The sequence below is a fragment of the Bradyrhizobium sp. CW1 genome (assembly GCF_023100665.1).
In the GTDB taxonomy this organism is placed as follows: Bacteria; Pseudomonadota; Alphaproteobacteria; order Rhizobiales; family Xanthobacteraceae; genus Bradyrhizobium; species Bradyrhizobium canariense_D.
Genome location: NZ_CP064684.1, coordinates 2,930,613 through 2,949,424, shown reverse-complemented (window position 1 = coordinate 2,949,424; position 18,812 = coordinate 2,930,613). Strand labels below are relative to the sequence as shown.

Sequence of the window (18,812 nt, the reverse complement as noted above, 5' to 3'; positions counted from 1 at the left end):
CAGTTCAGCTTTTTTCCGTCATTGCGAGCGAAGCGAAGCAATCCAGGCTGTTTCCGCGGAGGCAACTGGATTGCTTCGTCGCTTCGCTCCTCGCAATGACGGAGAATGTGGAGCCCGCGCCCTCACCCCGCCTTCGCCATCGTCTCCTTCACGGCCGCCACGAGCTGGCTAAGTGTGAACGGCTTGGGCAGGAAGTCGAACTGCTGGCCTTCGGGCAGGCTCTTCTCGAACGCGTCCTCGGCGTAGCCGGAAACGAAGATGAACTTGATGTCGGGGTTCTTCTCGCGCATCGCCTTGAGCAATGTCGGGCCGTCCATCTCCGGCATCACGACGTCGGACACGACGAGATCGATTCCGCCGCTCTGCTCTTCCAGCACCTCCAGCGCCTCGACGCCGTTCTCGGCCTCGACCACGGTGTAGCCGCGCGAGCGCAGCCCGCGTGCGTTGAGCGCGCGCAGACCCTCCTCGTCCTCGACCAGGAGGATGGTGCCCTGTCCGGTGAGATCGGTGCGGGGCTTGGCGTCCGCCACGGACCCGGCCTCCTTCGCGGCACCATTGCTGGCGCCAACGACCGGCGCCGGCTGCTCGACCTGCACCTCCGGCTCGGCATGATGGCGCGGCAGGAAGATGTGGAACGAGGTGCCCTGCCCGGGCTCGGAGTCCACGTAAATGAAACCGCCGGTCTGCTTGACGATGCCATAGACGGTGGAGAGCCCGAGGCCGGTGCCCTTGCCGACCTCCTTGGTCGAGAAGAACGGCTCGAAGATCTTGTCGCGGATGTCGGCGGGAATGCCGGTACCGCTGTCGGCGACCTCGATCCGCACATAGTCGGCGGCTGGCATGCCCTTGTAGGCCAGCCTGGCCGCTTCCTCGGTGGTGACGTTTGCGGTGCGGATGATCAGCTTGCCGCCGTCGGGCATGGCGTCGCGCGCGTTGACCGCGAGGTTGACGATGACCTGCTCGAACTGGGAAACGTCGACCTTGACCGGCCAGAGATCTCGGCCGTGGATGGTCTCGTGCTTGACCTTCTCGCCGATCAGCCGGCGCAGCAGCATGGCGAGATCGGAGAGCGCATCGCCGAGGTCGAGCACCTGCGGCCGCAGCGTCTGCCGGCGCGAGAACGCCAGCAACTGCCGCACCAGCGTGGCGGCCCGCGTCGCGTTCTGCTTGATCTGCATGATGTCCTGGAACGACGGGTCGGTCGGCTTGTGCGCGTTCAGCAGGAAGTCGTTCGCCATCATGATGGCGGAGAGCACGTTGTTGAAGTCGTGGGCGATGCCGCCCGCGAGCTGGCCGACGGTCTCCATCTTCTGCGACTGGTTGATCTGGTTCTCCAGCGCGCGCCGCTCGGTGGTCTCGAGCATGTGCACAATGGCGACTTCGGCGTCGTTCTCGGCCGCATCCACCGGCGTGACGAAGAACTGGCCCCAGCGCTCTCTGGTTCCTTCGAGCGCCACTTCGACCGGCGCGACGTCGGCCTGGCCCTCCGCAGCCTGGTTGATGGCCGCGATCAAAAGGTGCCGGTCGCGCGAATTGACCGCGCGGAAGATCGACTTGCTGGCGCTGTCGAGCCCCAGTGCCTGCCCGAGCTTGGCGTAGCGCGCATTGGCGCGCACGACATTGCCGCCACGGTCTACCGTCGCGATCGCCATCGGGGTATGGTCGAAGAAGCGCATGAAGCGCACTTCGGCGGCGCGATCCGGATCGCTGCGCTCGTCGCGGGCACGGCTGATCACCAGCGTACGCGACGGGCCCGGCGCACCGTCGGCGCCGAAGGCGAGCTTGTGATAGAGCCGAACCGGCATGGTCTTGCCGGTACGCATGCGCAGGTCGATGTCGAAGACTTCCGTCTTGACCTCGCCCGGCACCGCCACGATCGCGGTGAGCAGCGAAGCACCGTCGCCGGAGACGATGTCGGTGAGCTTCAGCCCGCCCGAGCCGATCTCGGCGAGGTCGTAGTCGAGCCAGTTCGCCAGCGTCGCATTGACATAAGCGAGCTCGCCGGCCGGATTGACCGAGAAGAAACCGCAAGGCGCGTGATCGAGATATTCGATCGCGTGCTGGAGTTCCTGGAACACGTCCTCCTGGCGCTCGCGGTCGCGGGTGATGTCTGCGATCGACCACACCGCGTATCTCGTCTCGCGCTTGCCGGTGCCGAGGGGCCGCACCCGCATGCGGAGCCAGCGGCCCTGGCTGCCGTCATTGCCGGAGATGCGGACCTCTTCCTGCTGCCGCTTGCCTTCGCGCGCGGCTTTCAACAGGCGGAACACCGCCTCGGAGACGTCGGGGTTGCCGATGAAGACGCGCTCCACGGGGCGCACGTCCTGCGGACCGGCGGCGCCGGTCAGCGTCAGGTAGGCCGCATTGGAATAGACCACATGGCCGCGCGGGTCGGTCACGGCGAGGCCGTCGAAGGCGTGGTCGGCGATGCGCCCCATCACGGGATCGTCGAGATTGCGATCGGCGAAGCGGATGATGCCGGCGGCGAAGGCGAACAGGTTGAACAGGCCGACCATCGCCAGCACGGCGAGGATACCGAGGATATAGGGCTGGGCCTGCGCGCGCCCGAGCGTCATCAACCCGACGGCAACGGCGACGAGGCCGGCGGCCACCAGCAGCACCAGCGCAATGCTGCCCGAGCGCGGCGACGGCTCGTGCGCCGCAACGGGCTCGCGTGTGAGGTCGTGGTCGGTCTCGGCAGTCATCTCAAGCTGGCACAGCCTGTCGGCAGAGAATCAACGCGCTACAGGGCGCGCAGGGTCCTCCCTGCCTGAATCGGACCCGCAGGCGCAAGGGCAGCATGGGCGAAAGGTACGCTGATTCCCAGATTACGGCCATTTCCAGTACTTTTCAGGGGTTTTATTGCCGGCTGGCACCGAATCCGCTCTTCAGACGCATGACGTAGCCGATGACTTCGGCGACCGCATGGTAATGCTCGGTCGGGATTTCCTCGTCGATCTCGACGGTGGCGTAGAGCGCGCGGGCGAGCGGAACGTTCTCGACGATCGGGATGTCGTGCTCGCGCGCGATCTCCCGGATCTTGAAAGCGAGGTTGTCGACGCCCTTGGCGACGCAGATCGGCGCCGACATGCCACGCTCGTAGGACAGCGCGATCGAATAGTGGGTCGGGTTGGTGATGATCACCGAGGCCTTGGGAACCGCCGCCATCATGCGCTTCTTGGAGCGCTGCTGGCGCAGCTGCCTGAGCTTGCCCTTGATGTGCGGATCGCCTTCGGACTGCTTGTACTCTTCCTTGATCTCCTGGAGCGACATCTTCTGGCGCTGGAACCAGCTGCGATACTGGAAGAAATAGTCGCCGATGGCGATGATCGCGAGCGCCGCGACTACCGCGCCGAGCAGATGAATGGTCAGGCTGGTGGAGGCGCCGAGCAGGGCGGCCGGATCGAGCCTGACCATCGCCTCCATGCGATGCCGCTCCGGCCACAGGATCACGGTCATGACCGCGCCGAGCACGATCAGCTTGCCGAGACCCTTGAGGAAGTTCGCCGCCGCTTGCTTGCCGAAGATGCGCTTGAGGCCTTCGGCAGGCGACAGCTTGCTGAACTTGGGCTTGAGGGATTCGGCCGACCAGACCAGGCGGTGCTGCAGCATGTTGCCGGCAATTGCCGCCAGCACCAGCATCAGCAGCGGAACGCCCACCGCCGCGAGCACCGCGACTTCGATCTGCTGCATCAGGGCGAGCAGCGCCCTGCCGTCGGTCTTGATCATCCAGGAATTGGCGAGCAGGTTGCGCATCGGCGCCAACAGCCCGCTGCCGACTGATCCCGAGAAGCTCGAAACCACGAGCGTGGCGCCCGCGATCATGAACCAGGTGTTGATCTCCTGGCTCTTGGCGACGTCACCGCGTTCCAGCGCCTCTTCGAGACGTTTTTGCGTCGGGTCTTCTGTTTGACTCTCTGGATCGTTGTCTTCCGCCATCGATCACCTGGTCACTTGAGTGGCATCATCTGGTGCATGACACCGATGAAGTAGTCGAGATAGGTGCCCATCATCGCCGTGAGCACCACGGCGAGCACCAGGAAGCCGGCGAAAATCGAGAGCGGCACGCCGACGAAATAGACCTGCATCTGCGGCATCAGCCGCGCCAGCACGCCGAGCCCGATGTTGAAGACGAGGCCGAACACCAGGAACGGGCCGGAAAGTTGCAAACCCAGGCGGAACGCGGCGGCAAAGGCGCGCGTCGCAAGCGCAGCGACATCGCCGCTCGATACGGTCTCGCCGGGCGCGAAGATAGTATAGCTGTCGTTCAGTGCCGCGATGACCAGATGATGGCTATCGGTGGCGAACAGCAGCGTCACCCCCAGTATCGTCAGAAAGTTGCCGACCAGCACGCCCTGCTGTCCCTGCGTCGGATCGACCGAGGTGACGAAGCCGAGCCCCATCTGCTGTGCGATCACGGCACCGGCGACCTGCAGCGCCGACAACGTCACCCGCGCGGTCGCCCCCAGTACGATGCCGATCACGATCTCATGCAGCATCAGGACCAGCAGCGGCGCGATCGAGCCCATATCGACCTGATAGGCGTTGCGATGCAGCGGCAGGATGATCAGCGTGAGCAGCAGCGCGATCGACAGTTTGATCCGTGTCGGGATATTGGTCTCGCCCAGCCCCGGCAACAGCATCACCATCGCGCCGACCCGGGCAAAGGCGAGCATGAAGGAGGCGGCAAGCGCCGGCAGCAGCGAGACGTCGATGCGCATGATGGGCGCATAGTGCCTCAGCCGCCGATGATTCGCGACGATATCCGCAGCATGTGGGAATGCAGTGCGTCGGCCATGAACGGCAATGCCAACAGCATCGTGGCAAAGATGGCCAGGATCTTCGGCACATAGATCAGCGTCTGCTCCTGGATCTGCGTCAGCGCCTGGAACAGCGACACGACGACGCCGACAACGAGGCCAACCACCATCAGGGGCGACGACACGATCACGATGGTCCAGATCGCATCACGCGCGACGTCGAGGGTTTCCGGTCCGGTCATTGCACAGTCCTCTATTCAAGTCTCATCCCCACCGCTTGATGAGGACGACACGAACCTCTCCTCGTCATTGCGAGCGAAGCGAAGCAATCCAGACTGCCACCGCGGAAAGATTCTGGATTGCTTCGCTACGCTCGCAATGACGATGGATAAAATCAGATCGGCATCTTCATGATGTCTTCATAGGCCGCGATCACGCGGTCGCGGACCGAGACCAGCGTCGACACGGCGACGTCGGTGTCTGCGACCGCCGTCACCACGTCCATCACGTTGGCCTTGCCGGCGGCCATCGCCACCGTCTGCGCATCGGATTTGCGGCCGGATTCCAGGACGCTGCCGACAGTGTCTTTCAGAAGAGAGGCGAAGGACTGCCCGCTCGGCTCGCTGCCCTTGCCGGCGCCGCTGTTCTCCAGCACGCGAGCGAGGTTTGCATAGGCGTTGGCGGCAATTGTCGGTGTTGCCATGGCTCAAATGTCCTGTTCAGCTCTTGAGGATGTCGAGGGTGCGCTGGATCATCCGGCGCGTCGCGCTGATGATGTTGAGATTGGCCTCGTACGACCGCTGCGCGTCGCGGATGTCGGTCATCTCGACCACCGAGTTCACGTTGGGATATTTGACGTTGCCGGTCGCATCCGCCGCCGGATTGTTCGGCTCGTATTTGGTGCGGAAATTGGACTGGTCGGGCTTGATCCTGCCAAGGGTGACGACCTGCGCGTCGAGTGTACGGTCGAGCGCGGAGGAGAAGGTCGGCACCTTGCGCCGGTAAGGATCGCCGCCGGCGGTCTGCGAGGTCGAATCCGCGTTTGCGATGTTCTCCGAGATCACCCGCATGCGCCCGGCCTGCGCCCGCAGACCGGAGGTCGCGATCGCCATCGAACGGGCAAAGTCGCTGCTGTCATTCGCCATGATGCGCTTCCTCTAGCTCTAGCCTTTGCCGATCGCGGTCTTGAGCAGGTGCAGGCTCTTCGAATAGAGCGAGGTCGCCGCCGCATAGTCCATCTGGTTGCTGGCGGCCTTCATCATCTCCTCTTCGAGATTGACGGCGTTGCCCGCGGGGCGGGTCTCAAAACCCGCATTCTTGTTCTGGTCGAATCCGGAGGCCGCGCCTGACGGCGCCATGTGGGAACCGCTGGTGCGGGTAAGCGTCAAGGGCCCCATCGAACCCGTGACGGCCCCGGCCTTGTCCAGTTTCGGCTCCACCAGGTCGCGCGGCCGGAATTTGGGCGTGTCGGAATTGGAGACGTTCTCGGACAGGACGCGCTGGCGTTCCTGGTGCCATTGCATCTTGGTGCGAAGCGCCGATAGCACCGGAAGATCGTTGATGGACATCGTTGCGGCTCCTTCCGCCTCGCAGGACCCAGGTCCGAAGCTAGGCAGAATTTGCCGCCTGTATGGTTAACAGCCGGTTAAGGAGGTCGCAGGCAGTTGTCCCCCGGCGGGACACCACTGCGCGTGCCCCGTGATTCTACGCCTCCAAAAGCGGCATTAACCCAACCGCTTGGCGGCGCATTCACAGGTCAAGAAGTCGTTTTGGATCGAGCGATTCATGGGTTATTAAGAGTTGGGGACGGCAAAACTTGCCGTGGCACGTTAAGAAATCGCAGTTTGGGGCAACGTAAGCCGGTGGTTGGCGCATCTGACCACGGGCCCGAGAAAAGCGCCATTTGTCGGGGACAAGTATGCAAGGCAGCCCTATCACCTTCATCGTCGCGTTCATCGTCGTTCTGGCGTTGATCGGCGTCGCTGCATGGCTGGTTCGCCGATTCGCCACCAGCCGGCTCGGCGCCAACACCCAGCGCGGCCGGATGCCCCGGCTCGCCGTGATCGATGCCGCCGCGGTCGACGGCCGCCGCCGCCTGGTGCTGGTCCGGCGTGACAATGTCGAGCATCTTCTGATGATCGGCGGCCCCACCGACATCGTCGTCGAACCCAACATCGTGCGCGCAGCCCCCGGCCGCGACCAGCTCCCGCAGCGTCCCAATGCCGCCGAGCCGCCGCGTCTCGCGCCGATGCATGATACCAGCAGCTGGGCCGACGAAGCACCGCGGCCCGAGCTGCTCGATCATCCCGAGCCGCACATGCCCGAGCCGCCACCGCGGCCCGCGCGCCCCTCCTTTGCCGACGAAGTGCGCCGGCCGGCTCCCGCGCTGGCCGAACGCCGCAACGAACCGCCACTGGCCGGCTTCAACCCCGAGCCGATCGCGCCGCGCCCCGAGCGCGAGCTGCGTCCCGAACCTGTTCCGCCGCGCGTTGCGCGCAACGAACCCCCTCTGATGCCGCGTCCGCCGCGCCAGAGCGAGCCGGTTAAGGCGCCTCCGGTGCGCGCCGAGCGCCCAGCCGCGCCACCTCCGCCTGTGCCGCAGGCTCCGCCCGTTCCGCCGCCGGCGCCCGCTCCGGCGGCCCCATCGAGCGCCGAGCAGAATCTCGCCGAGATGGCGCAGCGGCTCGAAGCTGCGCTGCGCCGCCCCGCCGGCGAGACGCTTGCCCCTCCGGTCGCCCCGGAGCCCCCTGCCGCTCCTCCGCGTGTGGCCCGCAGCGAGCCGCCGGCACCACCGGCGCCTGCCGCAAAGCCGGCTCCGGAAAAGACCAGCTTTGAAAATCTCGAAGACGAGATGGCCTCGTTACTCGGCCGTCCGAAGCCGTCTTCGTGAGGCTGCCGGCCCTCCCGCGTAGAGTTTTTCTTCTTTCTGTCCTGATCGGCGCGGCTTCGCTCGCGATGCCGGCACATGCGCAGGACATCAGCATCAATCTCGGCGGCGGAGGCGCTGGCGGTGGCGGCGTCACCGAGCGCGCGATCCAGCTGATCGCGCTGCTCACGGTGCTGTCGATCGCCCCGTCGATCCTGATCATGATGACGTCGTTCACGCGCATCGTGGTCGTGCTGTCGCTGCTGCGCACCGCAATGGGCACCGCGACCGCCCCGCCGAACTCGGTGATCATCGCGCTAGCGATGTTCCTCACCTTCTTCGTGATGGGACCCGTCCTGCAAAAATCCTACGACGAAGGCATCCGTCCGCTGGTCGCCAATCAGCTCGGCGTCGAGGACGCGCTCCAGCGCGCCTCCGTCCCCCTGCGCGGCTTCATGCAGAAGAACGTCCGCGAGAAGGACCTCAAGCTGTTCCTGGATCTCTCCGGCGAGCCGCCGCCGGCAACCCCCGACGATCTAGGCTTACGCATCCTCGTCCCCGCCTTCATGATCTCGGAGCTGAAGCGCGCCTTCGAGATCGGCTTTCTGCTGTTCCTTCCCTTCCTGATCATCGACCTCGTCGTCGCGTCCGTGCTGATGTCGATGGGCATGATGATGCTGCCGCCGGCAACGATCTCGCTGCCGTTCAAGCTGATCTTCTTCGTGCTGGTCGACGGCTGGTCGCTGGTGGCAGGCAGTCTGGTGCAGAGTTACGGGGGGTAGCGGTCCTGGGCAGCGGTCAGCGACCCCATCCTCTCTAGCCCGATGCTTGTAGGCGTGCACTTGAGCTTACCAGCGCAAGACGGAAGCCTGCCATCGTCAGCGCGTTCGGCGGCTCGTGACATATCGGAAATATGCTCAGGTTGCGCATTCAATGGGTCATTGATATGATGGTCATCATCCCTAGATCCGAAGCGGCTTATGACCAGCAACATCGAAAACCATCTACTCGCTCGGGTCGTGCCGCTTGGTCTTCAGGTCGCCGTTCTTGCTGCGTTGTCTGCGAGTGGCACGTTGGCCACCAACATTCTGTTGCCTTCGCTACCGAGTATCGCCGTCGCGGTGGGCGTCACCAGCGCTCAGGTAACGTCAGCTATCACCATATTCCTCGCCATGTTCGCGGTCGGACAACTCGTTGTCGGTCCGTTATCGGATCGTTTCGGCCGGCGCATACCCGTGATGATCGGGTTTGCTGTATTTTTCGCAGGTAGCATATGGTGCGCGTTAGCCAATGATTTGGCGGCACTATTGATTGGTCGCGTTGTGCAGGCCGGTGGCGCATGTGCCACGTCTGTCCTTTCGCGAGCTATCGCAAGAGATCTTTTCCAGGGCGAAAAGCTAGCGCGCGTGCTCACCTTTGTTATGGTTGCGATGGCAGCGGCGCCTGGATTCTCGCCCCTGGTCGGTGGCGCGCTGGATCATTTTTTTGGCTGGCGTTCAGCATTTGTGTTCGTCGGAATCTTCGCCGTCGTCGCCGCTTCAGCATTTCTTGCGGCTTTCGGAGAAACGCACCACGCGCCACGCGCCGAATTCAATTCCTCGACGATCGCCAAGAATTACTGGTCGCTATCGACTGACCGCCGTTTCCTGGTTCCTGCCGCAACTGTTAGCCTCATCTTAGGTGCGCTGTTTGCAATGTTTTCGGCGTTGCCGCGTGTCTTGATAGAAGGCCTCGACTTCACACCCATGCAACTCGGCCTGTTCTTCGCAGGCACTGTCATGATCGTCTTTAGCGCTGGCATTATCGCTACAAAAATTGTTCCGCACCTTGGTCTCGACCGATCGATTTGCATCGGCCTCGCGCTGGCCTGTGTCGGTGGCGGCATGGTGTTGCTATTCGCGCTTTTCGACGGGCGCTTTTTGCCATTTCTTGTCGGCGCATGCGTATTCCTGCTAGGCATGGGCATGGTCAATCCGCTCTGCAGCGCGCAAGCTCTTTCGCCATTCGGCGATCGCGCCGGTGCTGCCTCGGCCCTGTTGGGTTTCTGGCAGATGTTGGCCGCGGCGCTGGGCGTATCGCTTGCGGCGGTGATCGCAAGGAACCCCATGATCGGGCTTGGTCTTGTGCTAGTGCTTGCCTCGAGCTTGGGCTCGGCAATTTATCAGGTGCGGGTAAAGCTCAATTAAGCCCGTTAACGTCGCTTGCTGGCCTTAGCGGCTTCCCCTGTTTCCACGCCCTACGATCGGTTCAGGGGGCATATGTTTCTTACAAGGGACCTGGAGCCCTCAGCCGACTAGCAAAGGCAAACGGGCCATGTCCGGTCTCAAAGACTGAATGGACAAGGCCTAGGTCCTCGCGGACTGATCGGGTTGATGAGTACGCGGGCGATAGTCTTCGGCCCTGCCCGTCACTCGAGAGCTGGCTCACGGGTACCTGTCGCGAGGCCAAGAAGGAGCGGCGATCCTACCGCGTCATCTTGATCTGGCGCACGACGGGGATCGTGGGCAGCGAGCCGGTGTGATCGGACTCGTCCTTGGCCTGTGGAGAGGCCGGCGCGCGGGCGGTGGCGTCGGGAAAGCGCTGCTTCATCTCGCGCAGGAAGCCGTCGAGCGTGTCGACGCTGGCAGCCAGCTTGGCGATATCGGCAAATTCGGCGCTGGAGGCGCCGGTCGGTTTGCTCGCGATATCGAAGGCGAGCCGATCGGCGCTCTCGCTCATCAGCGGCGCATATTTCTCGCGGAAGCGCGACATGCCGATCGAGTCGTCGGCGAGCGCATAACCGACGGCGGCGCGGATGATGTCGCTTCTCTCTACCGCGTTGAGCGGCTTGAAGTCACGGAAGCGCTCGCCGTAATAGAGCTCGATCTGCTCGGCGGATTCACGCCAGCGCCGCGCCGCCCAGAAGATATCCGAGCGCAGGCGCAGCACCTCGCGGCCTGTAACGTTGGAGACGATATCGAGCGCAAGATCGTGGCGGCCGACGTCGCTCTGTGCACGCGCCTCCAGCAGCAGGCGTTGCTGCCTGAGCTCGCCTGAGAGGTCGCTGATCCGGCTCGCGCGCAACGCCGTGATCGCCATGTCGGGTCTGCGATTGGCGAGATAGATCATGGAGAGGCGCGCGGCGACCTGCGCACGCGCCGCGCCTTCGAGGCGATGGTCGACCTGGTATTGCAGGAGCTCGGCGGCCTGGTCGAGCAGATCGATCGAGGCGAGACGGTCGGCGAGGCGTCGGATCAGTTCGTCGCCGCGGCGGCCGATCGGCGTCAGCTCACGGAACTCGTAGAACATCCCGAGCGATTCGATCGGCGGCAGCTCGTCGCCCTTGGGTCCCAGGAAGAGCTGCGTAAACAGGTCGGAGGCGAGGTCTTGCGCCTGGCGCGAGGCTTCCGCGTTCGGCTGCAGCTTTGTCGCGGTGCGCGCCGCGGTGAGCGCGTCCCGGTAGCGTCCGTTCTCTGCAAACATCTGCGACAGCATCTGCAGCGTCTTGACCTCAATCGAGTCGCCGCGCCAGGTCATCGCGAGCGTTTCGAGCTCGCGCAACGCGTCTTCCTTGCCGATCTCGTCGCGCTTCTGCCGCAGCGCGACCTCGAGCTGCTTGGCCTCGGCCGCAGCCGGCCGATCGGACGAGCCGACGGCGAACTTGTAGTCGTCGAGCGCGTCCTTGTCGTGGCCGAGCGCCTCGGCAAGCCGGCCGCGCAGCACGGCAAAGCCGGGCGCGGCCTCGGGCGAGACGCCGACCACCTCGAGCTCGCTGCGGCGCTTGGAGGCGCCGGCATAGTCCTTCACCTCGAGCGAAGCGCGCATCGCCTCCATCGTCACGATGCGCTGGATGTCGAGCGGTAGCGAGGCGATGGCGAATTCGACGTTCTTGAACTTCTCGCGCGCGTCCGCCCATTTGCCTTGGCGCGCATAGGCGAGCGCTTTCCAGAGCTGGGAATCGTGGCTGTTGCCGATCACGGGGTTGGCGAGGTCCTTCAGGCCCTGCGCCGGCCGACCGATCAGGATGCTCGCGATCGCATGCATCATCAGCGCACCGCTCTCCTCCTTGTTGAGAGGATCGGCGAGCATCAATTCGGTGATGGCCTTCGCCTCGTGATACATCGCGCGCGACATGTAGAATTGCGCGAGGTCGAGCCGCGGCAGGGAACGCATCGCCGGTTCGAGGTTGGCGATCGCCGTGATCAGCTCGTTCTGGCGCACTATGAAATTTTCCGACTGGCCCTTGCGCCAGCCTTCGGGGCTGAAAACCGGCCGCACTGCGGTCGGCGCACGCTCGGCCGAGATGTCGACCGGCGACAGCGTCAGCCCGCCCTTCTTGCCGAGGATGACCTTGTCGGCCCCGACCTCGACGCCGACCTCGTCGGAATTCGGCCGGATCGCGATGCCATGTGCGGATTCCAGCAGCGCGAGATCAACGAGGTCCTGCCGCTTGATGAAGCCGCGCACCGGCCGCTGCGCGGTGATGACATAGAGCGTGTCGCCGGCATCGGGATCAGTGAGCTTGTGCAGGAGCCCCGGATTGGCGAAGGGGATCGCGATGTTGGCAAGCGCCGGGTCGGTGATGTTGCGCGAGATCATCAGCGGCAGCGGCGTCGCCTGGATCTTGTCGGCGAGGGTCAAGAGCCAGTTGGTCTGTTTGCCGACCTCCTCACTCGACAGCGAATAGACCAGCGGCCGGGTGAGACGGATGCGCACCGCCTGTCCCTTCTCGAGCGGGACGCGGCCGACCTCGCCGATCATCGCACCGCCCTTGGTACGGATCGCCTCGACGTCGATGGGCTTTGCGGTATCGAACACCAGCCAGACGGTGTCGCCGCGGCGGAACGCCGCCGCAGGCGTTGCGACCTGAAGCGGGAAGGTCACGCGCAGGCCGTCGCTGTCGCGGCGGACATCGACGCTGGCACCAGTCGGCTGCGGCGCGGCGGGCGCCTCCGCCGGCGCGGCCTTGACGGCCTCCTTGACTGGCTCTTTGGCAGCTTCCTTCACGACCTCTTGAGGCGCTTCGACCATGACCGGCTTGGCAGGCACGACCGCGGCTTCCGCCGCAGGAGGCGCAGGCTTCGACATTTCCTTGGGCGCTTGCGCAGCGGGCGCGGCTTCGGATGCAGGAGCCGGCACCGATTTCGGCGCTTCAGCGGGCGGCATGGCGGCGGGCGCTTCCGGCTTCACCTCGGGCTTGGCATCGATCCTGGCTTCGCGCGCGATCGTCTCGGACGTCGGCGGCGCGATCTCGCGATGCGCGTCCTTGGGCTTCTCGGCCGCCGGCTTTTCAGGCGCAGGCGCCGGTCCATGAGCGGCGGGCTTGGCCTGCGCGATCGCAGCTTCCGCCGACGTGGCCATCTTGCCCTTGTCCGGCTGGAAGGAGATGTCGACGACGTAGTTCTTCTCGTCGCGGAACGAATGCACGTCGGAATCGCCGATCAGCGCGATCTCGACACTGGTCTGGTCGATGTCGGCCTTCTGCTTGATCGAGGCGACGTTCGGCGGCGCTGCGACGACCGCGTCCGCCAGATCGAAATTCAGGTTGGCGTTGAAGGCGAGCGTGAGCTTCTGTTCATTGAGCACGGAGGATACGCCGACGCCATCCGGCATCTCGAACACGAAGCGGACGAAGGTCGGCTGCACCGAGGCGCGCACGCGGATCTGCGGGCGCTTCTTGCTCTCCGCCGCGGCGCGCTGGGCGCGCAACGCGCGTTCGGCGACGCGCGCGCGCTCGGCGAGTTCCTTGACGACGTCCATCGGCAGGCCTGGCGGCGGCCCCTTCCAACCCTCCGGCAAGAGGTCGATAAAGGTGCGTTCGCCGGCATTCATGGTGTTGACGGTAACGCGCCGCGCCAGCGACAGGCGGATGGCGCCGCCATCGGGATCGCGGCGGGCGGAGTTGACGTAGTCGGGCGCGCCTTCCGGGACGCGATCGACGGGAACGTCGACCGCCCGGTCGAAACGGATGACGAGAATGGAGCCGGCCGTCGTCACCTCTGACGGAACGTCCTCTCCGAGCTTGATTACGAGCCGGGCAAAGCCGCCGCTGGCCGAGAAAGTCGCCTCGCCCCTGACGGCATCGGCCGCCCGGACAGGCGCCGTGAAGCCGATCAGCAGGCTGGCTGCCAGCAGCGGCGCCGCGCGGACATGACGCGACAGCCTCCGCGCCAGGGCGCGGGCTCGCGACACAAATCCAGCGGCAGCGTCTCGCGCCATTGGCGGCATTACTTCCGGTTCGACGGTCCACGCCGGCATTGCTGCCGGCCCCTGCCCCAGACTGTAGATTTTGGCAATTAAGGACTTCTTAAGTATGAGCCCTCAATTCGGCTTTTGCGTCGGCTTGCCGTCGATCTTGGGCAGCTCGCCGGCCGAGGCGGACTGATCGCCGCCGCCATTGGCCCTGCGGGCCATCTCGACCGTCAGCCGCTCGGCGGCCTCCGGGGACATCAATCCCATGATGTCCGACATTTTTCGCGGCGCGATCTGCGAGGCGATCTCGATCAGCACGCCCATCTCGAGCCGGTCAAAGACCCGCGCGGCGTCCTTGGGCTTCATGCCCTCATACATGGTGACGAGGCCCTTCATGCGCTGGGCTTCGGCGGCCTTCTGCTCGGCCTGCGTCGCGAAGATACGGGTTTCTACCGCCTTCATCTCCTCGACCTTGTTTTCGATGCGCTTCTCGGCGGATTTCAACAGGCTCTCGCGGATGTCGATCTCGCGCTGGCGGGCCTCGATCTCCTGGCGACGCGACTGCAGGCGTTCCAGGATCGCGCGCTCCGAGGCGGAGATCTGCGGCTGGGCTTCCTCCTTGACCGCGGCGCCTTCGGACTTGGTGTCGGGTGCGGCCGGCTTCGGCGCCTCCTTCGGCGCACCATGGGTCGAGCCCGTGATATCGGGATCCTCGCGGCTGGCCGGGAAGTTCAGATTCTCCTGCGCCCACGACTTCTTGGTCTGGCTCGGCTTATAGTCGAAGACATAGCCGCCGTTGATCACAAGACCCGTGACCTTCAGCGTGGCCAGGCCAGCGACGGCAACCAGCACGATCGGAATGACGCGGATGTTGCGAAAAGACTTCATACCCTGACTTTATGCCGCAAGACCGTTGGATCGTCGGCGCTCGGAGAAGGCTTCGGCCGCAGCCGCCACCGCCTTCGCCGATGAAGGCTTGGCTGCGGGCGCGGCGACCGTTTCCGGGTTCGTCACGGGGCGCGCAGCGATTGCGATCTTGGACAGGCGCCGCACCACGTTGTCGGCTTCGCCGAGCTGCTTGTAGAGCTGCTCGGACATCTGGGTCGCCGCCGCAAGCTGGCTGCCGAGGTTCTCGTTGACGTCGCGCACGGCGAGCTTCAGCCCGCCGATCGCGCGCTCGGCGATCTCGGTTGCGGTGATCAGCTCGCCGATGACCGCCTTCAGCGAATGCTCGTCCGCCTTCAGCCGCGTCAGTCGCTTGTTGAGCGTGACGCAGTAGACGATGGTCAGCATCAGCAGGATAGCCACCAGCGTCTCGATCGCCATTCCCAGGGAGTGGTTCATGGGGCCTCCATCATCTTGTTCTGCTCGTCGACCTTTTCGAACATCGCAAGTGTCGTACTTGGCTTGCGCAAGGGTTTCGTCACCCGTATCGCGACGCGGTCGCCGACCCGGCCCATGCGTCCTTCGGTGATGGTGACGTCGCCGCAGCGAACGGTGACGCTGGCATCCGCGCGCATGTCCAGCGGCAGCGTGTCCCCGACCTTCAGCCGCATCAGTTGCTTGAGCGGAATGTCGGCTTCGTAGAGCACGGCGTCGACGGAGATCTCGGCCTGGACGATCTCGGTGGCGAAGTGGCCTTCCCAGATCTGGTCGCGGCCGAACTTTTCGCCCATGAACATCTGGAGCAGGACGCCCCGGATCGGCTCGATGGTCGCGTAAGGCAGCAACAGCTCGATGTTGCCGCCGCGATCTTCCATGTCGATGCGCAGCCGCACCAGGATCGCTGCGTTGGCAGGACGGCTGATCGCGGCGAAACGCGGGTTGGTCTCGAGCCGGTCGATGGTGAAGGTCACCGGCGACAGCGGCCGGAACGCCTGTTCGGCATCGGCCATGACGACTTCGACCAGCCGCTTGACCAACTCTGTCTCGATCGTGGTGTAGGGCCGGCCCTCGATGCGCAGCTGGCTCGAGCCGCGGCGGCCGCCGAGCAGCACGTCGATCATCGAGTAGATCAGGCTGGAATCGACCACGGCCATGCCGAAATTGTCCCACTCTTCGGCCTTGAAGACGGTGAGGACGGCGGGCAGCGGGATCGAGTTCATATAGTCGCCGAAGCGCACCGAGGTGATGCGGTCGAGCGAGACTTCGACGTTGTCGGAGGTGAAATTGCGTAAGGACGTCGTCAGCAACCGCACCAGGCGGTCGAAGACGATTTCGAGCATCGGCAGACGCTCGTAGGAGACCATCGCCGAATCGATGATGGCGCGAATGCCGGAATGGTCGTCGAGCGTGACGTCGCCGACCGCGAATCCGAGGAGGTTGTCGATCTCCTCCTGCGACAGCACGCGTTCGCCGGAATTCTTGCCGGCGCCGAGATCGCGGCTGCCATCCTCGACCATGGCCGCCCATTGCAGGGCCATGGTCTCGGATAGTTCGTTTTCGGCAGCAGCCTTCGCGGCCTCAGCGGGATCCTCGGAATCGAGCGAGGCCTCCCATTGGGCGGCAATTGCATCCTGGTCTGGTTGGTCGGTGCCTGCCATGATCCCTAGCCCGTCATGCTCACTGGATCACGACTTCCTTGAACAGCACCGCGCTGACCTGGACCGGAGCGACCGCGGCGTTGACGCGCTTGGTCAGCTCTTCCTTGAGGCGGAAGATGCCGGCGGAACCGTTGAGGTCGGAGGAGCGCAGCTCACGCGCATAGGTCTGGAAGATGTCGGTGATGCGCGGCATCGTCGGCTTGATCGCCTCGACCTGCTTCTCTTCCTTCAGCTCCAGCACGATCTTGAGCTTCAGATATTGCACGCGCTCGCCCGGCGCGCCGGCGAGGTTGACCATGATGTCGGGAACCTCGACGAAAGACGGCGGCTTCGGCGGAGGCGCCGCCTCGGCGTGATGCTCGTCGTCGCCGTGACGGAAAAAGAAGAACCAGGTCGCGGCGCCGCCGCCGAGAACGGCGAGCAGGCCCACCACCATGATCATCAGCTTGAACTTGTTCTTGGGCGGAGCGGCTTCCGCGCCGTCGGCGGCTGCGCCGCCTTCCGCTTCATTCTCTGCCATGATCGCCGCGCTCGCTCATCTCTCAAAGGGGTCGAAAGAGCGAAGCTCCTCGCAGACAGTGACGCGATACAAATGCCCCAGCGCAGTGCTCCTCTTACCCGCAAACGCTACGGTAATAATGGTTAACGGAACCTTTCGATTGGGCCTTCGCTAGGAAAAATCTGCCGGGCAAACATGGCTAACAGACCCTTTCTGCCGCCTCCCCGCATCCTCGAAAAACAGATAAGGTATTGAAAGTACATAATTTTCACGCCTGGCACGAGTTTCGCTGAGAAAGGACCGAGACCCAAGGTTTGGGAGAACCCGAGGTCTCGTTCACGGGATCGGCCAATGCGCTTGGGAGAGCGAGCTGGCAGATCTCACTCAGGGGAGATTTCCGATGCAGAACGCGCTTCTGATCGGCTTGTCACGACAGATGACGTTGGAACGGCAGATGGATGTCATCGCCAACAACGTCGCCAACGCCAACACCAACGGCTTCAAGGCCGATCATTCGCTGTTCGAGGAGTACCTCAACTCGAACGCGCGTGAGGACAATTTCGTCGGCTCCGACCGCCGGGTCTCCTATGTGCAGGACCGCGGCACCTTCCGCGACGTCGGCCAGGGGCCGATGGAGCCGACCAAGAATCCGCTCGACATGGCGATCAGCGGCAACGCCTATTTCGCCGTGCAGGCCAATGGCGCCGAGCGCTACACCCGCGACGGCAAATTCTCGCTCAACAGCACCGGCCAGCTCGTCACCTTCGACGGCAACCTCGTGCTGGGCACCGCCGGCCCGATCACCTTCCAGCCGACCGACCACGACATCAACGTCGCGCCGGACGGCACCGTCACGGTGCTCGAGGGCACGGCCAAGAACGATTCGATCCGCGGCAAGATCCGCATGGCCTCGTTCGACGATCCGGCCAAGCTGACCAAACTGGGCGCCAACCTTTATGACATCGGCTCCGCGGTCCCGCAGGCCGACACCAAGTCGACCGTGCAGCAGGGCTATGTCGAGAAGTCGAATGTGAACTCGGTCGGTGAGATGAGCCGCATGGTCGAAGTCATGCGCAGCTACACCGCCATCGCCAACCTGCTCCAGCAGCAGAGTGACATGCACAAGTCGGCGATCGAGAAGCTCGCCGACGTTCCGGCCTGATTGAGGGAGAACTGACATGCAGGCGCTTCACACCGCAGCAACCGGAATGGCGGCACAGGAACTCAACGTTCAGGTGATCTCCAACAACATCGCCAACCTGCGCACCACCGGCTTCAAGAAGCAGACCGCGGCGTTCCAGGATCTGATTTACGAACACGTCCGCCGCGTCGGCGCCCAGTCGTCCGACCAGGGCACCATCCTGCCGGTCGGCGTCGACATCGGCGGCGGCGTCAAGACCGTCGGCACGCCGCGCAGCATGACCCAGGGCACGCTGTCGCAGACCGGCAACGACCTCGACATGGCCATCACGGGCGAAGGCTTCTTCAAGATCCTGATGCCCGACGGCAGCTACCAGTACACCCGCGACGGCACCTTCCAGATGGACAATCAGGGGCGCATCGTCACGGCGCAGGGCAACCCGGTGCAACCGACGATCACGATCCCCAACAACGCCTCGGGCCTCACCATCAACGTGCAGGGCCAGGTCTCGGTGACGCTGCCGGGTTCCTCGACCTCGGCCGTCCAGGGCCAGATCGGCCTGACCCGATTCATCAACAAGGCGGGCCTCCAGCCGGTCGGCAACAATCAGTTCACCGAGACGCCTTCCTCCGGCCCGCCGCAGGACGGCACCGCGAGCTCCGAAGGTTTCGGCAACATCACCCAGAGCAGCCTCGAGCAGGCCAATGTCGACGTCGTCTCGGAGATGAGCGACCTGATCGCCGCCCAGCGCGCCTACGAGATGAACGCCAAGGTGATCAGCGCCGCCGACCAGATGATGCAGTCGACCACGGCGTTGTTCCGCTGAGGTGAT

Annotated in this window: 17 protein-coding genes; 5 read left to right on the top strand and 12 right to left on the bottom strand. The window is 64.4% G+C overall.

What is annotated here, in order from left to right; genetic code table 11:
- Positions 1 to 122: 122 nt before the first annotated feature.
- The 7 genes from IVB54_RS14200 to flgB all read right to left on the bottom strand — a co-directional run bounded on the left by IVB54_RS14200 (position 123) and on the right by flgB (position 6,328).
- The gene (locus tag IVB54_RS14200) at positions 123 to 2,705 is read right to left on the bottom strand and encodes a PAS domain-containing protein (RefSeq protein WP_247377916.1); all 2,583 of its coding nucleotides are present in this window, start codon (positions 2,703 to 2,705) and stop codon (positions 123 to 125) included.
- A gap of 154 nt (positions 2,706 to 2,859) precedes the next feature.
- Complete coding sequence (gene flhB, locus IVB54_RS14195; protein ID WP_247377919.1) at positions 2,860 to 3,939, bottom strand: flagellar biosynthesis protein FlhB; 1,080 nt, start codon at positions 3,937 to 3,939, stop codon at positions 2,860 to 2,862.
- An 11-nt stretch (positions 3,940 to 3,950) separates the two neighbouring features.
- Positions 3,951 to 4,721 carry a flagellar biosynthetic protein FliR gene (fliR, locus tag IVB54_RS14190; RefSeq protein WP_007602155.1) on the bottom strand — a complete coding sequence of 257 codons (771 nt, stop codon included), beginning with the start codon at positions 4,719 to 4,721 and terminating at the stop codon, positions 3,951 to 3,953.
- A gap of 17 nt (positions 4,722 to 4,738) precedes the next feature.
- Positions 4,739 to 5,002 carry a flagellar biosynthesis protein FliQ gene (gene fliQ / locus IVB54_RS14185; protein WP_007612284.1) on the bottom strand — a complete coding sequence of 88 codons (264 nt, stop codon included), beginning with the start codon at positions 5,000 to 5,002 and terminating at the stop codon, positions 4,739 to 4,741.
- Positions 5,003 to 5,154: 152 nt separating this feature from the next.
- On the bottom strand, positions 5,155 to 5,463 hold the full coding sequence (gene fliE, locus IVB54_RS14180; protein ID WP_007612285.1) for a flagellar hook-basal body complex protein FliE: 309 nt from the start codon (positions 5,461 to 5,463) through the stop codon (positions 5,155 to 5,157).
- A 16-nt stretch (positions 5,464 to 5,479) separates the two neighbouring features.
- Positions 5,480 to 5,905, bottom strand: coding sequence for a flagellar basal body rod protein FlgC (flgC, locus tag IVB54_RS14175; protein WP_247361817.1), 426 nt, complete (start codon positions 5,903 to 5,905; stop codon positions 5,480 to 5,482).
- Positions 5,906 to 5,923: 18 nt separating this feature from the next.
- Positions 5,924 to 6,328 (bottom strand): flagellar basal body rod protein FlgB, encoded by a 405-nt coding sequence (gene flgB, locus IVB54_RS14170; RefSeq protein ID WP_247361815.1) that lies wholly within the window; start codon positions 6,326 to 6,328, stop codon positions 5,924 to 5,926.
- Between the two features lie 350 nt (positions 6,329 to 6,678).
- On the opposite strand from flgB, the gene IVB54_RS14165 reads away from it, so the two are divergent.
- From IVB54_RS14165 to IVB54_RS14155, 3 genes are all read left to right on the top strand, one after another.
- The gene (locus IVB54_RS14165) at positions 6,679 to 7,650 is read left to right on the top strand and encodes a flagellar biosynthetic protein FliO (protein ID WP_247368192.1); all 972 of its coding nucleotides are present in this window, start codon (positions 6,679 to 6,681) and stop codon (positions 7,648 to 7,650) included.
- Complete coding sequence (gene fliP / locus IVB54_RS14160; protein WP_026233171.1) at positions 7,647 to 8,408, top strand: flagellar type III secretion system pore protein FliP; 762 nt, start codon at positions 7,647 to 7,649, stop codon at positions 8,406 to 8,408. Before IVB54_RS14165 ends, fliP begins: the two co-directional genes overlap by 4 nt.
- A 198-nt stretch (positions 8,409 to 8,606) precedes the next feature.
- A complete protein-coding gene (locus IVB54_RS14155) occupies positions 8,607 to 9,812 on the top strand; it encodes a multidrug effflux MFS transporter (RefSeq protein ID WP_247368195.1) in 1,206 nt (401 codons plus the stop codon).
- 277 nt (positions 9,813 to 10,089) lie between these two features.
- On the opposite strand, the gene IVB54_RS14150 is transcribed toward IVB54_RS14155, so the two are convergent.
- The 5 genes from IVB54_RS14150 to fliL form a co-directional block, all read right to left on the bottom strand.
- On the bottom strand, positions 10,090 to 13,824 hold the full coding sequence (locus tag IVB54_RS14150; protein WP_247777294.1) for a tetratricopeptide repeat protein: 3,735 nt from the start codon (positions 13,822 to 13,824) through the stop codon (positions 10,090 to 10,092).
- 102 nt (positions 13,825 to 13,926) lie between these two features.
- Entirely contained in the window at positions 13,927 to 14,685 is a 759-nt protein-coding gene (locus tag IVB54_RS14145) for a flagellar protein FlbB (protein WP_247368200.1), read from the bottom strand.
- 9 nt (positions 14,686 to 14,694) lie between these two features.
- Positions 14,695 to 15,141, bottom strand: coding sequence for a DUF6468 domain-containing protein (locus IVB54_RS14140; protein ID WP_026233172.1), 447 nt, complete (start codon positions 15,139 to 15,141; stop codon positions 14,695 to 14,697).
- Positions 15,138 to 16,340, bottom strand: a complete 1,203-nt coding sequence (gene fliM / locus IVB54_RS14135; protein WP_018456420.1) for a flagellar motor switch protein FliM — start codon at positions 16,338 to 16,340, stop codon at positions 15,138 to 15,140. The genes IVB54_RS14140 and fliM overlap by 4 nt, the downstream gene beginning before the upstream one ends.
- A gap of 19 nt (positions 16,341 to 16,359) precedes the next feature.
- Entirely contained in the window at positions 16,360 to 16,860 is a 501-nt protein-coding gene (fliL, locus tag IVB54_RS14130) for a flagellar basal body-associated protein FliL (protein ID WP_018456421.1), read from the bottom strand.
- A gap of 379 nt (positions 16,861 to 17,239) precedes the next feature.
- Here fliL and flgF point away from each other — a divergent pair, with 379 nt between their 5' ends.
- Positions 17,240 to 18,001 carry a flagellar basal-body rod protein FlgF gene (gene flgF / locus IVB54_RS14125; protein WP_018456422.1) on the top strand — a complete coding sequence of 254 codons (762 nt, stop codon included), beginning with the start codon at positions 17,240 to 17,242 and terminating at the stop codon, positions 17,999 to 18,001.
- 16 nt (positions 18,002 to 18,017) lie between these two features.
- Positions 18,018 to 18,806, top strand: a complete 789-nt coding sequence (gene flgG, locus IVB54_RS14120) for a flagellar basal-body rod protein FlgG (RefSeq protein WP_007602131.1) — start codon at positions 18,018 to 18,020, stop codon at positions 18,804 to 18,806.
- The last annotated feature ends 6 nt before the right edge of the window (positions 18,807 to 18,812 follow it).